This is a genomic window from Colwellia sp. 5_MG-2023 (assembly GCF_030547795.1).
Taxonomy (GTDB): domain Bacteria; phylum Pseudomonadota; class Gammaproteobacteria; order Enterobacterales; family Alteromonadaceae; genus Colwellia.
Map to the genome: position 1 here is coordinate 94,456 of NZ_JAUOPW010000010.1, position 21,198 is coordinate 115,653.

21 protein-coding genes are annotated in these 21,198 nt (G+C 36.9%); 13 read left to right on the forward strand and 8 right to left on the reverse strand.

What is annotated here, in order from left to right; all coding sequences use genetic code 11:
* The 6 genes from murC (at window position 1) to lpxC (ending at window position 7,074) form a co-directional block, all read left to right on the forward strand.
* A complete protein-coding gene (gene murC / locus Q4496_RS09235; protein ID WP_215974243.1) occupies window positions 1–1,449 on the forward strand; it encodes a UDP-N-acetylmuramate--L-alanine ligase in 1,449 nt (482 codons plus the stop codon).
* Window positions 1,450–2,391, forward strand: a complete 942-nt coding sequence (locus tag Q4496_RS09240) for a D-alanine--D-alanine ligase (protein ID WP_215974244.1) — start codon at window positions 1,450–1,452, stop codon at window positions 2,389–2,391. It begins immediately after the preceding gene.
* A 29-nt stretch (window positions 2,392–2,420) separates the two neighbouring features.
* Entirely contained in the window at window positions 2,421–3,353 is a 933-nt protein-coding gene (locus Q4496_RS09245; RefSeq protein WP_215974245.1) for a cell division protein FtsQ/DivIB, read from the forward strand.
* Window positions 3,346–4,581 (forward strand): cell division protein FtsA, encoded by a 1,236-nt coding sequence (ftsA, locus tag Q4496_RS09250; RefSeq protein WP_215974246.1) that lies wholly within the window; start codon window positions 3,346–3,348, stop codon window positions 4,579–4,581. Before Q4496_RS09245 ends, ftsA begins: the two co-directional genes overlap by 8 nt.
* An 83-nt stretch (window positions 4,582–4,664) precedes the next feature.
* Window positions 4,665–5,828 (forward strand): cell division protein FtsZ, encoded by a 1,164-nt coding sequence (gene ftsZ / locus Q4496_RS09255; RefSeq protein ID WP_215974247.1) that lies wholly within the window; start codon window positions 4,665–4,667, stop codon window positions 5,826–5,828.
* Window positions 5,829–6,153: 325 nt separating this feature from the next.
* Window positions 6,154–7,074, forward strand: coding sequence for a UDP-3-O-acyl-N-acetylglucosamine deacetylase (lpxC, locus tag Q4496_RS09260; RefSeq protein WP_215974306.1), 921 nt, complete (start codon window positions 6,154–6,156; stop codon window positions 7,072–7,074).
* Between the two features lie 167 nt (window positions 7,075–7,241).
* Here the strand turns inward: lpxC and Q4496_RS09265 are convergent, their stop codons facing one another.
* Complete coding sequence (locus Q4496_RS09265) at window positions 7,242–7,778, reverse strand: DUF721 domain-containing protein (RefSeq protein ID WP_303610330.1); 537 nt, start codon at window positions 7,776–7,778, stop codon at window positions 7,242–7,244.
* 85 nt (window positions 7,779–7,863) lie between these two features.
* Here Q4496_RS09265 and Q4496_RS09270 point away from each other — a divergent pair, with 85 nt between their 5' ends.
* The 3 genes from Q4496_RS09270 to mutT all read left to right on the forward strand — a co-directional run bounded on the left by Q4496_RS09270 (window position 7,864) and on the right by mutT (window position 11,954).
* Window positions 7,864–8,628, forward strand: coding sequence for a M23 family metallopeptidase (locus Q4496_RS09270; protein WP_303610331.1), 765 nt, complete (start codon window positions 7,864–7,866; stop codon window positions 8,626–8,628).
* 181 nt (window positions 8,629–8,809) lie between these two features.
* Complete coding sequence (gene secA / locus Q4496_RS09275) at window positions 8,810–11,515, forward strand: preprotein translocase subunit SecA (protein WP_215974249.1); 2,706 nt, start codon at window positions 8,810–8,812, stop codon at window positions 11,513–11,515.
* A 13-nt stretch (window positions 11,516–11,528) separates the two neighbouring features.
* Window positions 11,529–11,954, forward strand: a complete 426-nt coding sequence (gene mutT, locus Q4496_RS09280; RefSeq protein ID WP_215974250.1) for an 8-oxo-dGTP diphosphatase MutT — start codon at window positions 11,529–11,531, stop codon at window positions 11,952–11,954.
* A gap of 41 nt (window positions 11,955–11,995) precedes the next feature.
* Here the strand turns inward: mutT and yacG are convergent, their stop codons facing one another.
* From yacG to pilB, 6 genes are all read right to left on the reverse strand, one after another.
* Entirely contained in the window at window positions 11,996–12,232 is a 237-nt protein-coding gene (gene yacG / locus Q4496_RS09285) for a DNA gyrase inhibitor YacG (protein ID WP_215974251.1), read from the reverse strand.
* Window positions 12,233–12,330: 98 nt separating this feature from the next.
* Window positions 12,331–13,077 (reverse strand): cell division protein ZapD, encoded by a 747-nt coding sequence (zapD, locus tag Q4496_RS09290; RefSeq protein WP_303610332.1) that lies wholly within the window; start codon window positions 13,075–13,077, stop codon window positions 12,331–12,333.
* A gap of 156 nt (window positions 13,078–13,233) precedes the next feature.
* Entirely contained in the window at window positions 13,234–13,857 is a 624-nt protein-coding gene (coaE, locus tag Q4496_RS09295; RefSeq protein WP_215974253.1) for a dephospho-CoA kinase, read from the reverse strand.
* Between the two features lie 82 nt (window positions 13,858–13,939).
* Window positions 13,940–14,824: an A24 family peptidase gene (locus tag Q4496_RS09300; RefSeq protein ID WP_215974254.1), complete on the reverse strand. Its 885-nt coding sequence runs from the start codon at window positions 14,822–14,824 to the stop codon at window positions 13,940–13,942.
* Between the two features lie 137 nt (window positions 14,825–14,961).
* Window positions 14,962–16,209, reverse strand: a complete 1,248-nt coding sequence (locus tag Q4496_RS09305; protein ID WP_215974255.1) for a type II secretion system F family protein — start codon at window positions 16,207–16,209, stop codon at window positions 14,962–14,964.
* Window positions 16,210–16,251: 42 nt separating this feature from the next.
* Complete coding sequence (pilB, locus tag Q4496_RS09310) at window positions 16,252–17,955, reverse strand: type IV-A pilus assembly ATPase PilB (RefSeq protein WP_215974256.1); 1,704 nt, start codon at window positions 17,953–17,955, stop codon at window positions 16,252–16,254.
* 163 nt (window positions 17,956–18,118) lie between these two features.
* Here pilB and Q4496_RS09315 point away from each other — a divergent pair, with 163 nt between their 5' ends.
* Together Q4496_RS09315 and Q4496_RS09320 are read left to right on the forward strand one after the other, a co-directional pair.
* On the forward strand, window positions 18,119–18,487 hold the full coding sequence (locus Q4496_RS09315) for a transposase (protein ID WP_303610333.1): 369 nt from the start codon (window positions 18,119–18,121) through the stop codon (window positions 18,485–18,487).
* 17 nt (window positions 18,488–18,504) lie between these two features.
* Window positions 18,505–18,768, forward strand: coding sequence for a transposase (locus tag Q4496_RS09320; protein ID WP_303610334.1), 264 nt, complete (start codon window positions 18,505–18,507; stop codon window positions 18,766–18,768).
* Between the two features lie 171 nt (window positions 18,769–18,939).
* Here Q4496_RS09320 and Q4496_RS09325 read toward each other — a convergent pair whose 3' ends face one another.
* Window positions 18,940–19,389, reverse strand: coding sequence for a prepilin-type N-terminal cleavage/methylation domain-containing protein (locus tag Q4496_RS09325; protein WP_303610335.1), 450 nt, complete (start codon window positions 19,387–19,389; stop codon window positions 18,940–18,942).
* A 480-nt stretch (window positions 19,390–19,869) separates the two neighbouring features.
* Here Q4496_RS09325 and rplM point away from each other — a divergent pair, with 480 nt between their 5' ends.
* The gene (rplM, locus tag Q4496_RS09330; RefSeq protein WP_215974257.1) at window positions 19,870–20,298 is read left to right on the forward strand and encodes a 50S ribosomal protein L13; all 429 of its coding nucleotides are present in this window, start codon (window positions 19,870–19,872) and stop codon (window positions 20,296–20,298) included.
* 3 nt (window positions 20,299–20,301) lie between these two features.
* Entirely contained in the window at window positions 20,302–20,694 is a 393-nt protein-coding gene (gene rpsI / locus Q4496_RS09335) for a 30S ribosomal protein S9 (RefSeq protein WP_114326795.1), read from the forward strand.
* Window positions 20,695–21,198 lie beyond the last annotated feature (504 nt).

Consider the following 21,198-nt stretch of genomic DNA (forward strand, 5'->3'; position numbering starts at 1 on the left):
ATGAGCCCAAAAGTAATGAGTAAGAATAAAATGAATGTACCTGAAATGCGTCGAGTTAAACGTATCCATTTTGTTGGTATTGGCGGCGCAGGTATGGGCGGCATTGCTGAAGTACTGCTAAATGAAGGGTATCAAATATCAGGCTCTGATATTGGCGAAAATCAAGTCGTAAAACGTTTACTGGCTCTTGGAGCAACGATCACCATAGGCCATGCAAGTAAAAATGTTGAAGAGGCAAGTGTCATTGTTGTTTCAACTGCAATAGAAAAAAACAATCCAGAGTTACTTGCAGCTAAAGCACTACGTATTCCTGTTGTTCGCCGCGCAGAAATGCTCGCTGAGCTTATGCGTTTTCGACATGGTATTGCCATTGCAGGTACGCATGGAAAAACGACAACAACAAGTTTGATTGCTAGTATTTTTGCGCAAGGACAGTTAGATCCTACGTTTGTTATTGGTGGTTTACTTAATAGTGCCGGCACTAATGCTCGTTTGGGCAGTAGCCGTTACTTAGTGGCTGAAGCCGATGAAAGTGATGCATCATTTTTGCATTTACAGCCGATGGTTTCGGTGATCACCAATATTGATGCGGATCATATGGAGACTTATCAAGGTGATTTTGAAAAATTAAAAGACACCTACATTGAGTTTTTACATAACTTGCCATTTTATGGTTTAGCTGTGGTTTGTATTGATAACCCGGTTGTGCGTGAATTATTACCACGTATTAGTCGCCAAGTTATTACTTATGGTTTTTCTGAAGATGCAGATATTCGTGCAGCAAATTATCAACAAGATGGTAGCGTTAGTTACTTTACTGTTGAGATAGATGGCCAACCTCCGCTTGATATGAGTGTAAATTTACCTGGCCAGCATAATGTATTAAATGCACTTGCAGGTGTTGCCGTTGCCAAAGATGAAGGTATTGATGATGAGTCTATTTGTAAAGCGCTAACTGAGTTTGCAGGTATAGGGCGTCGTTTTGAGCAACTTGCTAGCTTAACAACACCAGCAGGAAATATGGTGCTTGTTGATGATTATGGTCATCACCCAAGTGAGGTTAAAGCAACTATATTGGCAATGAGAACCGGTTGGCCAAATAAACGTTTAGTTATGATTTTTCAGCCACATCGTTATTCAAGAACCCGTGATTTATACGAAGACTTTGTTGAAGTTTTATCCGAAGTTGACTGTTTGTTTTTACTTGATGTTTATGCTGCTGGCGAAACTCCTGTTGCCACAGCAGATAGTAAAAGCTTAGCTCGTTCTATTCGTCAACGTGGGCAAATTGAACCAGTTTACGTGAGTGATGTAGAGATGCTTCCTGAATTATTGTTAGCACAGTTAAAAGATGACGATATGGTGATAACTCAGGGGGCAGGTAGTATTGGTACGGTTGCGAGAGACTTATCAAACAACCCTTTGTTAGTAACAGAAGAGACAAAGTAAATGAATACTGTAGCCGTGAAAGAATCGATCAAAAAAGACGTCATTGCTGTGCTTTATGGTGGTAACTCGGCAGAGCGAGAAGTTTCTCTTAAATCAGGAGCAGCTGTTGCTCAAGGATTAAAAAAAGCAGGTTTTAATGTGGTATTAATTGATACCAAATACACGCTGTTAACAGAGTTAGTCACGCAGGATATTAAGCGAGTGTTTATCGCCTTACATGGTCGAGGGGGAGAAGATGGTTGTTTACAAGGGGCATTAGAGTACTTAGGTATTGCTTACACAGGATCGAATGTTTTAGGCTCTGCTTTATCAATGGATAAAGTCCGTAGTAAGCAAATATTTAAAGCATCTAACATACCAACAGCACCTTTTGCCGTTGTTACTAAGGCAGAGTTTACGTCACTTGATGTTGAGCAACAGCTTAAAGATTTAGGTGGGAAAGTGATGGTAAAACCTGCTCATGAAGGCTCAAGTATTGGGATGGCAATGGCTGATTCTCCAGAAAAATTACATAACGCATTAATCGAAGCTTTTAGTTTTGATGGCGACGTATTGTTAGAAGCCTGGATTGATGGACCTGAATATACCGTGGCAATTTTAGGCGATGAAGCGTTACCTGCTATTCATATGGAAACTCCACGGGAGTTTTATGATTATAAAGCAAAATATCAATCTAATAGTACGCAATATCATTGTCCATGTGGGCTACCAGAAGCAGAAGAAGAAGTAATTAAAGCACTATCATTACAAGCCTTTAAATCAACAGGTGCTAGTGGCTGGGGACGTGTTGATTTAATGAAAGACAGTGCAGGTAATTGGCAAATATTAGAAGTAAATACGGTACCAGGTATGACAGAAACATCGTTAGTCCCTAAAGCGGCAAAAGTGCATGGTATAGGTTTTAGTGATTTGGTTGAACGTATAGTAAATATAAGCTTGTAAACACCGTATTATTGGAAATAGGTAACTAAATGAACGATAAGCAGTTAACACCGGAAAATCAAAAAACTATCGCTTTTGGCGTAGGTTTGGCGTTTTTCGTGTGCGTACTTATTGGCTTATTTAGTTTAGGTTGGTGGTTATCAGAAGTTTTTATTGAGCGAGAACGTTCACCGGTAAATTCTATTGTGATTATGGGGGAGATGCCATATACCCAACGTACCGAAGTATTAGAGTCGATGAGTAACATTGATTTAGGCAACTTTTTTCAAGTTGATGTTAATGAAATACAATCTCAAGTATCTAAATTACCGTGGGTTTATTCAGTTGCAGTAAGAAAACAATGGCCTAATGAGGTGAGAATATATGTTGTTGATCAAACCCCTATTGCGCTCTGGAATGGTGATTTTATATTAAATAAATTTGGTAAAGCGTTTCAAGCAGAGCAAAAGGCTATTAAACAAACATTACCTCAATTTTTTGGTCCTGAAGGAAGCGAACTATTAGCATTACAGAATTTTAACAATTTGAATGATTTATTAGAGTACAGAGACTTAGCGATTGATGAATTAATACTTGGTGAGCGTTTCTCATGGCAACTTACCTTAAACAACGGTATCAGGCTGAATTTAGGTCGTGAAGAGAGGGTGAAGCGGGTACAAAGGTTTATGGATGTATATCCTTTAATCAACGAACACTTACTTGAGCAAAATAAAAGCAAAAAAGAGTTAAAACAAGCGGTTGATTATATCGATTTACGTTATGATACCGGGCTGGCTGTTGGTTGGAAGGAAAAAGACGATTTGTCATCGAGTATTAGTGTTGAAAAGCAGCAAAGAAAAAGCCGTATTGGAATGCTTAAAAAGCATGTGCTGCAAGAGTCTATGGTTCCAATTTATAAGTTTCGAGATGATTTATTTAGCCGTAATAAGCTACACACAGAAGAGTTGACCCTGAATGTCTAAAATTACAGAAAGAAATTTAGTTGTTGGACTAGATATAGGCACATCTAAAATATCCGTCGCGGTTGGTGAAATTACTCCCGACAACCAATTAAGTATTGTTGGTGTTGGTAATCAACCTGCACGTGGTATGGATAAAGGTGGTGTTAATGACTTGAACTTAGTGATTCAGTCAATTCAGAGAGCGATAAATGAAGCTGAGCTGATGGCCGATTGTCAAATTAGCTCAATTTATTTAGATATTTCTGGAAAACATATTAGTTGTCAAAACGAAAATGGCATGGTGCCAATTAATGACAAAGAAGTGGTTCAAGAAGATGTCGACAACGTAATTCATACCGCTCGCAGTGTGCCTATTTCGGCAGAACGTCGTATGTTACATGTGTTACCGCAAGAGTATAGTATAGATTGTCAGGACGGTATTAAAAGTCCTATTGGTATGTCTGGTGTGCGAATGGAAGCCAAAGTACATATCATTACTTGTGCGAATGACATGGCTAAAAATTTGGTAAAATGTGTTGAGCGTTGTAATTTAACTGCTGATCAACTGATATTTTCAGCATTAGCTTCTAGCTATTCAATACTTACCGATGATGAAAAAGAATTAGGTATCTGTGTCGTTGATATGGGGGCAGGTACTATGGATATATCAATATTCACGGGTGGCGCATTACGCCATACGGCAGTTATTCCTGTAGCAGGAAATCAAGTCACTAGTGATATTGCTAAAATTTTTAGAACACCATTGAGTCATGCAGAAGATATTAAAGTGCAATATGCCTGTGCATTAAGGCACTTAGTTAGTATGGAAGAAAGTATAGATGTACCAAGCGTTGGTGGTCGTCCAGCACGAACTATGTCTCGCCATACATTATCGGAAGTTGTAGAGCCAAGATACCAAGAATTATTCGAACTCATTCAAGATGAAGTACGTGAAGCTGGTTTAGAAGACCAAATTGCAGCGGGTTATGTATTAACCGGCGGCACATCGAAAATGGAAGGGGTAGAAGAGTTTGCTGAAGAAGTTTTTCAAATGCCAGTGCGTATTGCTTCACCAATAGCAGTTCAAGGGTTGAAAGAATATGTAGATGACCCAACTTATGCCACAGTTGTAGGTTTACTGCATTATGGTATGAAAGCTCATGAATCGGGCTTAAAGGAAAATAATAAATCAGAAGGGGTGACCGGAGCATGGTCACGTTTTTGTTCATGGTTTAAAGGTGAGTTTTAAGTAATTTAATAATCGCCTGCACAGAAGTTGTTTTGTAAGTCAGAATTTTTCTGACTAATTTAGAAGAAAACGGAGAGAGAAAAATGTTTGAATTAATGGAAGATCATAATGAAGAAGCGGTGATTAAAGTCATCGGAGTTGGTGGTGGTGGTGGTAATGCTGTAGAGCATATGGTTTGCCAAACCATTGAAGGTGTTGAATTTATAACTGCGAATACTGATTCACAAGCGCTACGTAATTCATCTGCCGACGTTACCTTACAATTAGGTAATGATGTCACTAAAGGTTTAGGCGCAGGCGCTAACCCTAATATTGGTCGACAGGCTGCTGAGGAAGATCGTGAGACCATCATGGAAACCTTAAAGGGTGCAGATATGATCTTTATCGCCGCTGGTATGGGTGGTGGTACAGGTACTGGTGCTGCGCCAGTTGTAGCTGAAATTGCTAAAGAAATGGGAATATTAACGGTTGCGGTAGTAACTAAACCTTTCCCATTTGAAGGCAAAAAACGCATGAACTATGCTGATCAAGGTATAGAGGCATTATCTAAAAGCGTTGATTCACTTATCACCATTCCTAATGAGAAATTATTAAAAGTATTAGGCCCTGGTACAAGTTTATTAGATGCTTTCAAAGCCGCAAATAATGTTTTATTAGGTGCTGTGCAAGGTATTGCTGAATTAATTACTCGTCCTGGCTTAATTAACGTGGATTTTGCCGATGTACGTACAGTAATGTCAGAAATGGGAACCGCTATGATGGGCTCTGGTATTGCATCTGGTGAAGATAGAGCTGAAGAAGCAGCAGAAGCCGCTATTTCAAGCCCATTACTTGAAGATGTAGACTTAGCTGGTGCTCGCGGTATTTTAGTGAACATTACTGCTGGTATGGACATCAGTATTGATGAATTTGAAACCGTTGGTAATGCAGTAAAAGCTTTTGCTAGTGAAAATGCTACGGTTGTAGTTGGTGCTGTAATTGACCCTGATATGACAGAAGAGTTACGTGTAACAGTAGTTGCTACAGGTATTGGTGCAGAGGTTAAGCCAGATATCACTTTAGTGAATCCGACACCTATGGTTGAGCAAAGAGTTGTTGGCTCTGATTATGCGCCATCAGCAGCACCACAAGCAGAAGTTGCTGCGGAAACAATTACTATGACTGACAGCAATGCACAAAAAGTAGCGCATGCAGATTTGGATAATTATCTGGATATACCTGCATTTTTGCGTAAACAGGCAGACTAGTATTAAACAACACTAGTTAATTTATAAATAATTACAGCACTAACTATCCAAGGATGACTAGTTTTTGCGATTGTTATTTAGATTAATAACTGAAGTTAAACTGTGTGTGTAAATAACGAATAATCAATGATTTTTGAATTTATTGCTTTTTTTTGTTATATTATGTGCCCGCCGAATTAGGTGGCGTGTTCTGTGTTGTTGCTCTTTAGCAAGTTATCTTAATAAGAGGCTCTTAGTAAGACTCTTTTATAAGATGCTGCGTTAGTGCATAGGCAAATTAATGCGCAAGCAATACATAAGTGAAAACAGCAAAATCGAGGCTAATATGATTAAGCAACGTACATTAAAAACAAGCGTTTCAACCGTAGGTGTTGGATTACATAAAGGTGAAAAGGTGCAGGTTACTCTCCGTCCTGCTCCCGCTAACACTGGCATTGTATTCCGTCGTGTTGATCTTGACCCTGTGGTTGATATAAAAGCAACACCTGATGCCGTTGGTGAAACAACCTTGTGTACTTGTTTAGTTAACGAGCAACAAGTTAAAGTATCTACTGTTGAACATTTATTGTCAGCAGTTGCTGGATTAGGTATTGATAACTTAATTATTGATGTTGATGCACCTGAAATTCCAATTATGGATGGCAGTGCCTTACCTTTTGTTTATTTAATTCAATCTGTCGGTATTGAAACACAAAATGCTGCTAAGCGATTCCTTAGAATCAAAAAAGCGATACGCGTTGAAGAGGGAGATAAATGGGCTGAATTGCTACCTTATGAAGGTTTTAAAGTTAATTTTGCTATTGAATTTAATCACCCTGTTATTGCAAATACTTGTCAAACAATGAGTATGGATTTTTCTAGTTGCTCTTTTATCAAAGAAATTAGTCGCGCTCGTACTTTTGGCTTTATGAAAGATATTGAGTTTCTCCGATCTCATAATCTTGCATTAGGCGGTAGCTTAGAAAATGCAATTGTTCTTGATGAATATCGTATGCTTAACAAAAATGAATTACGTTACGATGATGAGTTTGTAAAACATAAAATACTTGATGCAATTGGTGATCTTTATATGGGAAGTGCCAGTATATTAGGTGAGCTAAATGCCTTTAAATCAGGCCACGGTTTAAATAATATGTTACTTAGAGAAGTCTTTAAGCAACAAGATGCGTGGGAATGGGTAACTTATGAAGATGATAAGCTAACCTCACCAATAGAATATCAGGAAATTAACGCGACTGCTTTTTAGTGTTAATTCACAGACGATTATTATAAGTCAAATACAAAAAACCGAGTAGATCCTCGGTTTTTTATTGCTTGTTATTCTTATTGATAGTCATGCTTAATTATGTCGTCTTTCTCTTTATATCCGGCTGCTTAATATTACATAGATAATAGCGTTAATTTGACTTCAGGTTATTTATTGCTCATTACATTTGCAGCCAGTCTTTCTAATGTTTCCTTTAGTCCTTTAGGTGCATTTTTAGCAATTTTTAATAAATTTTCAGCAGTGGCGGTCGACATACTTTGCACAGAGCCTTTTTTTTCTGAAAAAGAGCGGTTTTTTATTGAGTTAGTTTGAATTGAGCTGCTTTCAAGCGTATTCTGTTGATATGTGCTTTGATTTGGTATTTGTCGATGGCCTTGAGGATTCACTTTGATTTCTATGTGTGAAAATTTCCCTTGGGTTTGTATCATCAGTTGATTGCAAATAGTATTACGTTCAAATTGTAATCTTTGTCCCCAAACAGGTGATTTAACTTCAATAATTAATGTTGTATGTGCAAAATTAGCAATATTAAACGCATCTTCTGGCAGGTCAGGGCATATTTGACGTACAATATCCGACAATAAGCCCAAAGAGTTGGTTTTTGATTTAATTTGTGCCAAAGTGCCTGTCGTCGAATTAAATAACGTAGACATGTCTTTAGGGGCTTTTGGTCTTCGTGCCATAGTTATACCGTAAATAATTAATCTACTTTAATGATTAATTAAGCTTGAAAGTTAAATATAAGTGATAAAGTATTAAGAAACATCTATGAGTTTAACACTACTATACCGTGGAAAGAATGTAAGATTTTCAATGCGCTTAAATAAGTTGTATTGGTTTTCTGTTGTGTTAGCTTTTGCACTATTTTCTACGGCTATTGTTTACTTGATATTATCAAGAAGTGAAGAGTCAAATTACAACACGGGTTATTTAACGAGTCATGATCTAACGATACCTTCTAATTATTTGAAAAAAATAGTACTTAAAAAGCAACAGATTACGGTACTGACCATAAAGCTTGCTGAGCTAAAAAGTCATGTTTTACGTTCGGGTTTTTTAGGTGAGCGTTTAGCCAAAAGTGTTCATATACCTGAACAAGAATCTAGTTTTGACAAATTGGCTGCACATGTTGGACCGTCATTAACCACTGGCGATGTCAACCAAAAATCTTTTGGCCAATTGCTGGTTGAAATAGCACAATTAGAAAATTTATTAGCGCATCAAGAAAATAAGGTGGAAATGCTTGAATCTTTGACTTTGGGTCTCCATATAGAAAATACACGTTATTTTTCTGGTCGACCTATTACAAGAGGTTGGTTATCTTCATATCATGGTGTGCGTAAAGAGCCTTTTAATGGAAGAGCGGCCATACATAAAGGAATTGACTTTGCCGGTAAAGAAGATGGCGATATCATTAGTACCGCATCGGACGTTGTTAGTTGGGCAGATGAAATACATGGTTATTTAATTGCAATTAACCATGGAGATGCGTTGAAAACACGTTATGCTCACAACAAAAATATACATTGTTAATGTTAATTATGAAATTTTGCATAACGATAAACAAATTGATCCGTTAAAATTTGTATATCGTAAAGCCGGTAATAAAAAACAAGTGTAGCTAGCGCTGATAATTCGGTATAACTACAATAATAATATTCACTCAGTGTTCCAAATGTTTTGGGCGCTAAATCTCACAAAATGGTTTAATAAGATGTTTGTAAATTTGTTGACAAAAATATTTGGCAGTCGTAATGATCGACTAATCAAAAAAATGGACAAAGAAGTAAAGAAAATAAATGCGTTAGAGCCCATTCTAGAAGCGCTAAGTGACGATGAGTTAAAAGAAAAAACCAGTGAGTTTAAAGAACGATTGTCTAAAGGTGAAACGTTAAACCAAATTTTACCTGAAGCATTTGCTGTTGTACGTGAAGCCAGTAAGCGTGTGTTCGATATGCGACATTTCGATGTGCAAATGATTGGTGGCATGGTATTACATGATGGAAAAATTGCCGAAATGCGTACTGGTGAAGGTAAAACGTTAACGGCAACCTTACCTTCATACTTAAATGCGTTAACAGGTAATGGCGTACATGTTATTACTGTCAATGACTATTTAGCTACACGTGATGCAGATTGGTGTCGTCCATTATTTGAATTTTTAGGGTTAACAGTAGGCTGTAATATTGCCGGCATGTCACCGCAAAGTAAGCAAGCTGCTTATCAATCTGATATAACCTATGGTACCAACAACGAATTTGGTTTTGATTACCTACGTGACAATATGGTGTTTTCACCAGAAGAGCGTACACAGAAAAAATTAAACTTTGCAATTATTGATGAAGTTGACTCAATCTTAATTGATGAAGCACGTACACCGCTTGTTATTTCAGGGCAGGCAGAAGATAGCTCTGAACTATACAAAGCAATAAACGCAATAGTGCCGGTACTTGAAGTACAAAATGAAGAAGATAAAGACGAGGATACTGGTCAGTCTGAAGACTTCGTTGAAGGTGATTTCACCATTGATGAAAAAGCGAAGCAAATATATTTAACTGAACGTGGTCAAATTCGCATTGAAGAAATTATGGTTGAAAAAGGCCTGTTGCAAGAAGGCGATACACTGTTTTCAGCAGCTAATATAACGCTTTTACATCATGTAATGGCCGCGTTACGTGCTCATAAACTATTTCAAAAAGATGTTGATTACATTTTAAAAAATGGTGAAATAGTTATTGTTGATGAACACACCGGACGTACAATGGAAGGTCGTCGTTGGTCTGAAGGCTTACATCAAGCTGTTGAAGCGAAAGAAGGTGTGAAAATTCAAAATGAAAATCAAACACTTGCTTCAATTACTTTCCAAAATTTCTTCAGAATTTATGATAAATTGTCGGGTATGACAGGTACAGCAGACACTGAAGCTTTTGAGTTTCAACATATTTATGGCTTGGAAACTGTTATTGTTCCAACGCATCGCCCTATGATCCGAAAAGATCTAGCTGATTTAATATATTTAACAGCAGAAGAAAAATTTGAAGCGATTCTAGCTGATATTAAAGACTGTGTTAAACGCGGTCAGCCAGTATTAGTTGGTACTATTTCTATTGAAACTTCTGAATTCCTTTCTGATTTTCTTAAGAAAGAAAAAATTAAACACAAAGTATTGAATGCGAAGTTTCATGAACAAGAAGCTCAAATTGTTGCTGATGCCGGTAAAGAGTTTGCTGTAACTATTGCTACTAACATGGCTGGTCGTGGTACCGATATTGTACTTGGTGGTAATTTAAATGCTGCAATTGCAGAGTTATCTAAAGGTAATAAACAACCGACAGAAGAGCAAATTGCAAAAGTAAAAGAACAATGGAAAATTGATCACGAACATGTGTTGGCATTAGGTGGTTTAAAAATTATCGCTACTGAGCGTCATGAATCTCGTCGTATTGATAATCAATTACGTGGTCGTTCAGGTCGTCAAGGCGATGCTGGTGCAACACGATTCTATCTTTCTATGGAAGATTCATTAATGCGAATTTTTGCTTCTGAACGTATTTCAAATATGATGCGTAAATTAGGCATGGAGCATGGTGAAGCAATAGAACACCCTTGGGTAACTCGTAGTATTGAAAATGCTCAACGTAAAGTTGAAAGCCGTAACTTTGATATGCGTAAACAACTATTAGAATATGATGATGTTGCTAATGATCAACGTGGTGTAATTTACGAACAACGTAATGAGTTATTAGATGAAGCTGACATTGGTGAAGTTGTCGATAATATCAGAGCTGATGTTATCAATAGTGTTATTGATCAGCATATTCCGCGTCAATCATTAGTTGAAATGTGGAATGTTGCTGGTTTAGAAGAGCAGCTAAAAGGTGAATTCAACACCAACTTACCTATTGCACAGTGGATTGAAGAAGATAAAAAGTTACACGAAGAAAGCTTACGTGAGAAGATTGTTGCTGAATTCGAGAAAACATACAAAGATAAAGAAGCTGTGGTTGGTGCTGACGTACTTCGTCAATTCGAGAAAGCCGTTATGTTACAAAGCTTAGATTCACATTGGAAAGAGCATTTAGCGGCAATGGATCACCTACGTCAGGGGATTGGTTTACGTGCTCACGCCCAGAAAAATCCTAAGCAAGAATATAAGCGCGAGTCATTCCAATTGTTTACTGAAATGTTAGATAATTTGAAATATGACGTTGTTGGTATTCTTTCAAAAGTTCAAATACAGGCAGAATCTGATGTTGAAGCAGTAGAAGAGCAACATAGAAAATCAGAAGTGCCTGCTGAATTTCAACACCAAAGTGCTGAAGGAATAGAAGAAAAGCCTGTGCCTCGTGTTGGGCGTAATGAGTTATGTCCTTGTGGCTCAGGTAAGAAATACAAGCAGTGTCATGGTAAATTGACTTAACGTGCTTCAAAGTATGCCTAAAACTATCCTTGTTGCCGTTGGGGTGATTATTTCAACCAACGAGCAACAACAAACTCAATATTTTCTTACAAAACGCCTTGCTGACGCTCATCAAGGCGGAAAGTGGGAGTTCCCTGGTGGTAAAGTAGAAGAGGGTGAAAGTGTTGCACAGTCGCTTGCTAGAGAGCTTAAAGAAGAAATAAATATAGATGTGTTAACGTGCCAGCCATTAATCACTATTAATCACCTTTACCATGAAAAAGAGGGTGTTGATAAAAAAGTGTGTTTAGAGGTTTTTATTGTTGATAACTATGCAGGAGAGCCAAGTGCGCAAGAAGGGCAAGGCGAAGGTTGGTTTTCACTTGTTGAGCTGCAAAGCTTAGATTTTCCAGAAGCAAATCAGGATATTATTTCAGCATTGGTTGAACGTAAGATTTAACTAATAAATCAATATTAATAAAAAACCTAACGAACTCTTTGTTATTCAGGCTCTACAAAAAACTTATTATTTAGTAAGAATTCATCTTCCATTGCATCAAGCATATCTTCCGTTAACGGGGTTGCTCCTGATATTGGCTGGCTAATTTTATGGTTTTCTTCAGCCCATTCACCTAAATCAATCAATTGGCATCTTTTACTACAGAAAGGACGGAATTCGCTGCTTGCTTCCCAAACTACTTCTTTGGTGCAGTTAGGACAGGGTACTTTTAAAGTCATGATATTAAGCTAAGTATTTAGTAAATTGATAAAGAGATTATACGTTAATTGATCTTGTAGAGAAAGTTATAGCCAATGAGGATTAAAGAAAATCGCGATTAACAACGCGCTAATTCGAATTTAGTCGCTTGGTTTGAATACCGGCGACCATTTTGTTCACAAGGCAATTTGAAACGGATAGAGTAACGGAACCTATTACCACTAATTGTTGGAAAATATTGGGCACTTTGCGCAACTTTAATACGTAATAACAATAAGCCTTCACCATTATCTTGATAAAAGCCACTTTCAGTTTCAATAAATTTAAAATCAGCTCGTTGACGTATAAATTTTAATATTAAAACCAATGCTCCTTTAATACTACTTAGTAGAGATAACCATTGGGAAATATTTTTATTGATAATAGTTTCAGGTTGATGAAGCCAAAAGTGTAATTGAGGTAGATCAAAACTACAGGTTCCACCTTGTATCGCAAAGCGTTGTTTTAAGCTGGCTAGCAATACATCTTCTTTTAATTGGCACCAAGCCTGACTACCAATTCTTAGTTGGCTAACGAGGGCTACAGATGTCTTTAAATTGAATTCCAGTGCTGTAGTATCTATATTTGGTGCTTGAGACCACACGACTAAATTTTGCTGTAACTTTTCTAAATCTTTAATTAAATCTCCTCGAATATCACTACGATCAAGTATATCAATTATAGAAAATAATGAATTAAAAAAAACGTGATGACAAGTAAGTATATCTGAAGCAGAGCAACTCTCAACTTGTTTGAATAGTTGCTCAAGTTTTAAATAGTGACGAATACGTTCATTAAGAGGGTGTTCATATAAAATAGTTGTCATGGGAGTATTACATTATTTAAATTAAGGAATTAAATTGAGATCGTAGATTTAGATTTTATTGATTTGGCTATATTACCTATAGCCATTAGAAATGGCGAATCATTTGTTGTTTGTTTTTTGTTCAGTAACTGTAGCGATACAGTATATGGTTATTATTTATGTTTTGTTTGCTTTTTTTTGTGCTGCATACGCTAAATAAGCATGATGTAATTGAGCTACGGCACTGGTTAAATCTTCAATTAAACAATCATCATTATTTAATATGTCATCGGCATGTGACTGTCTAACTTGTCGACTAACTTGACTCTTAATAATAGCTTCTACTTGTTTTTTAGAGTTATTGTCACGCGCTATTGTGCGAGAGACTTGGGTTGCTTCGTTTACATCAACAACTAACACGCGATCTACTAATGTAGTTAGATTATTCTCAATTAGCAAGGGGGCTACAATAATACAATAAGGGCTTAATGACACCTGTGCTTGTGTAACAATTTGTTTTCTGATTAAAGGGTGTAACAGCGCGTTTAGCCATTGTTTATCTACTTCATTGGTAAATATTTTTGTGCGAAGCATTGCGCGATTTAATTGCCCGTCACTATGAAGGATGTCACTGCCGAAATGCGCTTCAATCAAAGTTAGCGCAGGGCTACCTTTTGCCACCACATCCCGAGCAATAATATCAGCATCTATAATATCGATACCTAACTTAGCAAAGATATTAGTGACCGTTGTTTTACCACTACCAATACCACCAGTGAGACCGACAATAAAATCAGACATATTTAGTTTTCTCTTAATAAAATAAGGGAGCTGTTTAATTTAGCTAAATGTGCATAAATTGTAATAAATGCAACTGATAGTACTAGCTGATTTGAGCGATATACCAAACCCAAATACCTTGACCCCATAATAATGTTATCCAACCCGAAACAGCTAGGTAAGGCCCAAAAGGAATAGCTTGTTCACGCCGATGATTTTTAAATAGCATTAATGAAATGCCAACTAATGCACCCACTACTGATGCCATTAATATCAACAGTGGTAATAGCTGCCAACCAGCCCATGCGCCAAATAAGGCAAAAAGTTTAAAGTCACCATGACCCATGCCTTCTCTACCGGTTAGTAATTTAAATAGCCAAAATATGCTAAATAAGCTCATGTAACCTATTGCAGCACCAATAACAGCATCAGCTAGCGGTACAAAAATCCCTTGTAAGTTAACTAACAAGCCAAGCCATAATAGAGGCATGACGATTTGGTCTGGTAACAGCATATGATCGAAATCAATTAAGGTTAAACATATCAAGCCCCACGTTAGTATAAGCAATAATAAGGTCTCTATAGACACACCAAACTTTAACGCAATTATGACACTTAACACGGACGTTGCCACTTCCACTAGAGGATAACGGGCAGCAATACTATTTTTACATTGGCTACATTTTCCACCAAGTAGTATCCAACTGATTACTGGAATATTTTCATAAAATCGTATTTTATGATCACACATTGGACAAGTTGAGTTAGGGATAGATAAGCTAAGTGGCGTAATTTTTTTCGCCGGTATATCTTTTAATTCATCAGCTAAAAACTCACGACAATCTGTATACCAAGTATTGTGCATCATTTGAGGTAAGCGGTAGATCACAACATTTAAAAAACTACCGATGATCAATGAAAATAAGGCGACAAAAATGTAGTATAAAAGGGGAGATTGTTGAAAAAATAATAACGTTTGTTCAAACATAAACTACTCGTAATCTAAAAATAATATATTCACTTTGGAAATTTTGTCGCAAACTGCTTACGGCATGCCATGTTGTCAGTAACTTGAGTACTACATTGTTCACTTGCTTGTTGTATTGTTATCTTGAGCTTAATAAACTAAACAATCATGCCAATTTGGAATATTGGTAAATACATCGCAATAATTAAACCGCCAATCACCACGCCTAATACAGCCATAATCATTGGCTCTAATAATGCTGTTAAATTATCAACGGCATTATCTACTTCGGCTTCATAGACATTAGCCACTTTTGATAGCATATCATCAACTGCGCCAGACTCCTCACCAATGGCAACCATTTGAATAACCATATCAGGAAATATATTACTATTACGCATAGCTAGATTCATTTGCATACCTGAGGTAACCTCAGTGCGAACCTCTAGAATGGCATCTCGGAATACTGCATTGCCAGCAGCGCCAGCCGCTGATTCTAGAGCATCTATTAATGGGACACCGGCAGCAAAAGTGGTGGAAAGTGTTCTGGCGTAACGAGCAACCGCCGCTTTTTCAAGTAAATCGCCAATAATGGGGAGTTTTAGAATTTGCCTATCAACTTGGTCGCGTAATTTTAAACTGTTTCTATGAGCACGTTTGAATAGAAAGATAAAGGCAAAAATAGCACCTAAACCTAAATGCCAATAAGCGACCATAAAGTCTGAAATACCAACAACAAACAAAGTAAAGCCAGGTAATTCAGCACCAAAGCCGGCAAAAATTTCTTGAAAAACTGGTACCACAAAAATTAGTAATATTGAGGTTACAACAGCGGCAATAACTAATACAGCGATAGGGTAGGTCATTGCTTTTTTTATTTTTGCTTTTAACGCTTCAGCTTTTTCTTTGTAGGTGGCAATACGGTCATAAATGGTTTCTAACGACCCCGATTGTTCACCTGAGGCAACTAAATCACAATATAGGTCATCAAAGTGTCTTGGGTGATCACGTAAACAGTCAGATAGCGGAATACCTGATGATAACTTATGAGCTATTTCACCGAGTAATTTTTGCATTTTTCCATTGTTATGACCCTTGCCAATCATTTCAATAGTTTGTACTAAAGGCACACCAGCACCTAACATGGTGGCAATTTGTCGAGATATAATGGCAATATCGCCTGGGGTAATGGCTTTATCGCCTCCTAAACCAAAAAGTGGTTTAGCTTTTTTCTTTACTTTACTAGGCGTAATACCTTGTTTACGTAATTGCGCCTTTAATTCGATAATATTATTTGCTGGCAGCTCACCGCTAATCTTTTTACCTTTTCGATTAACGCCTTGCCAAGTAAAAACATCTAATGCTTTAACCTTCGGAGCTTTTTTTTTTGCTACTGCTGTCGCCATAAAATTACCTACTGTTTATAACTGATTTATATAAAATATCGTCTAGGAGCTGGTTACACGGTTTATTTCTTTTAGGCTAGTCATGCCATCCATTGCTTTTTCTAAGCCTGATTGACGTAAATTATTATAACCTTCTTTTTGGCACTGCTCAGCAATATCTAACGAGTTACCACCTTCCATAATAATAGAGGCAATTTCAGGGCTAATTTTAATCACTTCATAAATACCCACTCGCCCTTTATAACCACCAGTACAGTGTTCACAACCAACAGGCTTAAACAGTTTTATTTCACTTAACTTATCTATAGGAAAACCTTGTTCGGCAAGTTGTGCTTCTGAAAGTACTTCATGGGTTTTACATTGTGAGCATAAACGCCTTGCTAATCGTTGTGCAATAATAGTAGTCACTGAACTCGCAACGTTATAAGCAGGCACTCCCATATTAAGTAAACGAGTTAAGGTTTCTGCAGCCGAGTTAGTATGCAAGGTCGATAATACTAAATGCCCTGTTTGTGCGGCTTTTATTGCTATTTCTGCGGTTTCTAAATCTCGAATTTCACCAACCATAACAATATCAGGATCTTGACGTAAAAAAGAACGTAACGCGCTAGGAAATGTTAAACCCGCTCGGTTATTAATTTGTACCTGGTTAATACCTTCTAAATTAATCTCTACAGGGTCTTCTGCGGTAGAAATATTACGTTCAGCGGTATTGAGAATATTCAACCCTGTATATAGCGAAACAGTTTTACCCGAGCCTGTTGGTCCAGTGACTAAAATCATGCCTTGTGGTTGCTCTAGTGCTTCCATGTATATTTTTTTCTGAGCTGGTTCATAGCCCAACATATCAATACCGAGCATAGCGCTGGAAGAGTCCAAAATACGCATTACTATTTTTTCACCCCACATTGTGGGTAAGGTACTGACTCGGAAATCAATAGACTTTTTCTTAGAAAGTGATAATTTTATGCGGCCATCTTGTGGTACGCGCCGTTCAGCGATATCAAGTTTTGCCATCACTTTCAAACGAGCTGACATACGTGATGATAGACTTACTGGTGGACGCGCAATTTCAGTTAAAATGCCATCAATACGAAAACGAATGCGAAAAGACTTTTCATAAGGTTCAAAATGTAAATCAGAGGCGCCTTTTTTGATGGCATCTAATAAAATTTTATTGATAAAAACAACAATAGGTGCGTCATCTTCACCTGTACTAACCGGATCATCGTCACTTTGATCTTCTTGAACGTCTATACCCGATAACTCATTAGAATCAATATCAGTAATATTAAGGGAGCCACCTTCATCTTCTAATACTTTTTCAATACAAGCTTGTAAGCCAAGCTCATCAGTTAATATCAGTTCAGTGCTATAGCCAGTATTAAATTGTATTTCTTCTAAGGCATCAAGGTCGGTAGGATCTGACATGGCGACAAAAAGCACTTTGCCACGTAAAAATAACGGCAAGGCATTATGTTTAGTAATGAGTTTTTCATTACGAACCCCATCAGGCACCAAAGTTGTATCAAAATTACTAAGTTGTATATAAGGATAACCGAACTTATAAGATAAAATAGCAGCAATCTTTTTGCTGTCGATTTTTTTATCTTCGACTAAGTAGCGAATAAAAGGTTTATCTTTCCCTGTGAAGTCATTAAAAATATCATCGACATTAGTAAGCGGTATAAGATGCTCTGTAGACAAAGCCGATAAAACACTGGATTGCTGGTGATTGCCTTTCATAATGTTTACAGATAACCTTTTGAATAAATTCAATGAAAATGTCAAATTTCAGTGTAGCGCAAATTTGTATAAAAGAGAAAAATAAAAATGAGGTCAGAGTAACTTTAAATTTGAATATTGTTAGCTATAGTTATTGTATCAATTAAAAATGGAATTTTAATTGATGTCTAGATTGCATCGTATTTGCCCTGTCAACATTCCACAACATATTATTCAACGTGGAAATAATCATCAAATTTGCTTTGCCAGTGAAACCGACTTTGTTACTTATGCTGCTTATTTGAAAAAATATGCAAATAAATTTGAAGTAGATATTCATGCTTGGGTTTTTATGACAAATCATGTTCACCTGTTATGTACTCCTAAAAAAGAGGGAGGTATTAGTAATATGATGCAATCATTAGGTAGAGGTTATGTTCGTACTTTAATAACGTTTACTATCGCTCTGGTACTTTATGGGAAGGCAGATTTAAATCTTGTATTATTGAAGATGAAGGTTATTTGTTGCAGGTATATCGCTATATTGAATTAAACCCTGTCAGAGCAAAAATGGTTGAATCGCCAGCGGATTATAAGTGGTCTAGTTATTGTGTAAATGCATTAGGTAAAGAATCAACACTTTGCTCGCCACATTTCTTGTATCTTCAATTACATAAAAATAAAGAAGAGCGGTTAGTTGCGTATAAAAAGTTATGTTCATATGGATTAGCAAAGAAGCAATTACTTGAAATTAGAGACAATACCAACAAAAACCTAGCATTTGGCAGTCAACGATTTAAATTAGAAATAAAAAAGCTCCCGAAGGAGCTTTAAAAATCAGATCAGTTAGGTTAAATAAAAGAGAGTGATTTTAATGTTACTCTGACCCCATTTAATCCTAAAGATCGATCAATGAATCATTAAAAATTTTCACTAATTAGCATTAGCCAAAAGGGCTTCAATAAATGAAGAATTAATAACAGGATCTAAAATCCCGTCTTATTTTTAATTCGATTGGCACCAACCTTTGTCAAGGCAACTAACTGTTTTTGTTGAAGTTATCGTCCAAGTTATAGGGTCACCTGAAGGTGTTGCAATAAGATTGGCGCTGTCTGTTGCAGCAGTTGAGACAGCAGTAATAACCCCATCTGCTATCGTCATTGTATCTAAGTTTTCATAGGTTCCAGTTGCCACTGCTGCTGGAATACCACGAGCACCTGCATCACAATTATCTAATGAGCCTTCAGTTTGAAAACAAACTGTAACAGCTGTTCTTGCTGCACCTACCATAGAAACAACTTCGGCAAATTTCGCTTTTTTTGTATAATCTTGATAAGCAGGCAACGCCACAGCTGCTAAAATACCAATAATCGCAACAACGATCATTAATTCAATTAAGGTAAAACCTTGTTGTGCTTGTTTAGATATATTCTTCATTGTATTTAAGTTTTTCATTGTCATAATTTCCATTAATTTATATGGGGGCTACATTTAATATGCGACATATATTTATAAATGTAAAATAATGTTGCAACTTTTTTGACTTAAATTAAGTATTTAATCTTTTCTTTACTTAGGCGATGAAGTTAATTAACACTAAGGAAAATAGTTAACAGTTTATTAACTATTTTCTATGTACGATTTATTGTTCAACAATAGCTATTTAGTATTTTTTTTGTGCTTTTTTTGAAAAGGGGCGTGATCTTCTTATTAATCTTCTGTATAATCCGCGCTCCCTACGTTACAAACTGTCTTTTAAATAGTCTGTTTCTTTAGATTTTTGCTTTAATTATATAGCTGATTCTTAGATGTGGGTGGTTTAAAGACGTTAGGCTCGATACTCGAAGGGGTAATTGCGTAGTCTATTATTAACCGACAAATAAAACATAAGTTTGTTTTGTCATTTAAGTAACATTTTTTAATTTGGGTTTTTTAATGAAAACTTTTGTAGCTAAACCAGCAAGCGTACAACGCGAATGGTTCTTAGTGGACGCCGAAGATAAAACTTTAGGTCGTATCGCTACTGAAATTGCAAGCCGTTTACGCGGTAAGCATAAACCAGAATATACACCTCATGTTGATACTGGCGATTATATCGTTGTAATTAATGCTGAGAAAGTACGTGTAACTGGTAACAAAGCGAAAGGTAAAATTTACTATTCGCATACTGAATTCCCTGGCGGTCTTAAGCAAATTAGCTTTGAAAAGTTAATTGAAAAAGCACCAGAACGTGTTCTTGAATTTGCAGTGAAAGGCATGTTACCTAAAGGTCCTTTAGGTCGTGAAATGTTCCGCAAATTAAAAGTGTATGCAGGCTCTGAGCACATGCATACTGCACAACAACCACAACTTTTGGAGCTTTAAGCAATGGCTGATAATCAATATTACGGTACTGGTCGTCGCAAGAGCTCAACTGCTCGTGTGTTCATGAAAGCTGGTAACGGTGCAATCACAATTAACAAACGTGACATTTCTGAGTATTTCGGACGTGAAACAGCTCGTATGGTTGTTCGTCAACCGTTAGAGTTAGTTGAAATGTTAGAAAAGTTTGACTTTAATATCTCTGTAGTAGGTGGTGGTATTTCTGGTCAAGCTGGCGCAATTCGTCACGGTATTACTCGTGCATTAATGGAGTTTGATGAAACTTTACGTGGCGGTTTACGCGCGGCTGGTTTTGTTACTCGTGATGCTCGTAAAGTTGAACGTAAGAAAGTGGGCTTACACAAAGCACGTAAGAAACCACAATTCTCAAAACGTTAATTTCTTTATATTTTATATATCGAATTCAAAAAACCGACCTTGTGTCGGTTTTTTTTATATTAATTTTTCGGTAAATTATTTATTTTTCCCCTCGTGAGGTTTGCAGCGTTATCCTCAATTTTACAGCGTTATAGCGCTGCGTTTAGGTGAACAACGAAATCACGAATTAGGCGAATAAATTCACCCCTACTATGTTGGTAATCAATTCTTTCATGGGTGTTTTGTAGGAGCGTTTTTGTAGGGGCGACTTCAGTCGCCTGAACACAAATACACGTCAATAACATCTGTATTATGTTATATCCCATTATTAGTAGGCGTAGTAGGCGAATAAATTCACCCCTACTATGTTGGTAATCAATTCTTTCATGGGTGTTTTGTAGGAGCGTTTTTGTAGGGGCGACTTCAGTAGCCTGAACACAAATACACGTCAATAACATCTGTATTATGTTATATCCCATTATTAGTAGGCGTAGTAGGCGAATAAATTCGCCCCTACTATGTTGG

Excerpts from the sequence above, each read along its gene's own strand:
- Q4496_RS09300 (WP_215974254.1), bottom strand. The coding sequence starts at position 14,824 with ATGTTTGAACAAACGTTATTATTTTTTCAACAATCTCCCCTTTTATAC.
- Q4496_RS09315 (WP_303610333.1), top strand. The coding sequence starts at position 18,119 with ATGTCTAGATTGCATCGTATTTGCCCTGTCAACATTCCACAACATATT.
- Q4496_RS09265 (WP_303610330.1), bottom strand. The coding sequence starts at position 7,778 with ATGGCACGAAGACCAAAAGCCCCTAAAGACATGTCTACGTTATTTAAT.
- rpsI (WP_114326795.1), top strand. The coding sequence starts at position 20,302 with ATGGCTGATAATCAATATTACGGTACTGGTCGTCGCAAGAGCTCAACT.
- Q4496_RS09240 (WP_215974244.1), top strand. The coding sequence starts at position 1,450 with ATGAATACTGTAGCCGTGAAAGAATCGATCAAAAAAGACGTCATTGCT.
- pilB (WP_215974256.1), bottom strand. The coding sequence starts at position 17,955 with ATGAAAGGCAATCACCAGCAATCCAGTGTTTTATCGGCTTTGTCTACA.
- rplM (WP_215974257.1), top strand. The coding sequence starts at position 19,870 with ATGAAAACTTTTGTAGCTAAACCAGCAAGCGTACAACGCGAATGGTTC.
- Q4496_RS09270 (WP_303610331.1), top strand. The coding sequence starts at position 7,864 with ATGAGTTTAACACTACTATACCGTGGAAAGAATGTAAGATTTTCAATG.
- Q4496_RS09245 (WP_215974245.1), top strand. The coding sequence starts at position 2,421 with ATGAACGATAAGCAGTTAACACCGGAAAATCAAAAAACTATCGCTTTT.
- murC (WP_215974243.1), top strand. The coding sequence starts at position 1 with ATGAGCCCAAAAGTAATGAGTAAGAATAAAATGAATGTACCTGAAATG.
- ftsZ (WP_215974247.1), top strand. The coding sequence starts at position 4,665 with ATGTTTGAATTAATGGAAGATCATAATGAAGAAGCGGTGATTAAAGTC.
- coaE (WP_215974253.1), bottom strand. The coding sequence starts at position 13,857 with ATGTCTGATTTTATTGTCGGTCTCACTGGTGGTATTGGTAGTGGTAAA.
- lpxC (WP_215974306.1), top strand. The coding sequence starts at position 6,154 with ATGATTAAGCAACGTACATTAAAAACAAGCGTTTCAACCGTAGGTGTT.
- ftsA (WP_215974246.1), top strand. The coding sequence starts at position 3,346 with ATGTCTAAAATTACAGAAAGAAATTTAGTTGTTGGACTAGATATAGGC.
- Q4496_RS09305 (WP_215974255.1), bottom strand. The coding sequence starts at position 16,209 with ATGGCGACAGCAGTAGCAAAAAAAAAAGCTCCGAAGGTTAAAGCATTA.
- mutT (WP_215974250.1), top strand. The coding sequence starts at position 11,529 with ATGCCTAAAACTATCCTTGTTGCCGTTGGGGTGATTATTTCAACCAAC.
- yacG (WP_215974251.1), bottom strand. The coding sequence starts at position 12,232 with ATGACTTTAAAAGTACCCTGTCCTAACTGCACCAAAGAAGTAGTTTGG.
- Q4496_RS09325 (WP_303610335.1), bottom strand. The coding sequence starts at position 19,389 with ATGAAAAACTTAAATACAATGAAGAATATATCTAAACAAGCACAACAA.
- zapD (WP_303610332.1), bottom strand. The coding sequence starts at position 13,077 with ATGACAACTATTTTATATGAACACCCTCTTAATGAACGTATTCGTCAC.
- secA (WP_215974249.1), top strand. The coding sequence starts at position 8,810 with ATGTTTGTAAATTTGTTGACAAAAATATTTGGCAGTCGTAATGATCGA.
- Q4496_RS09320 (WP_303610334.1), top strand. The coding sequence starts at position 18,505 with ATGGTTGAATCGCCAGCGGATTATAAGTGGTCTAGTTATTGTGTAAAT.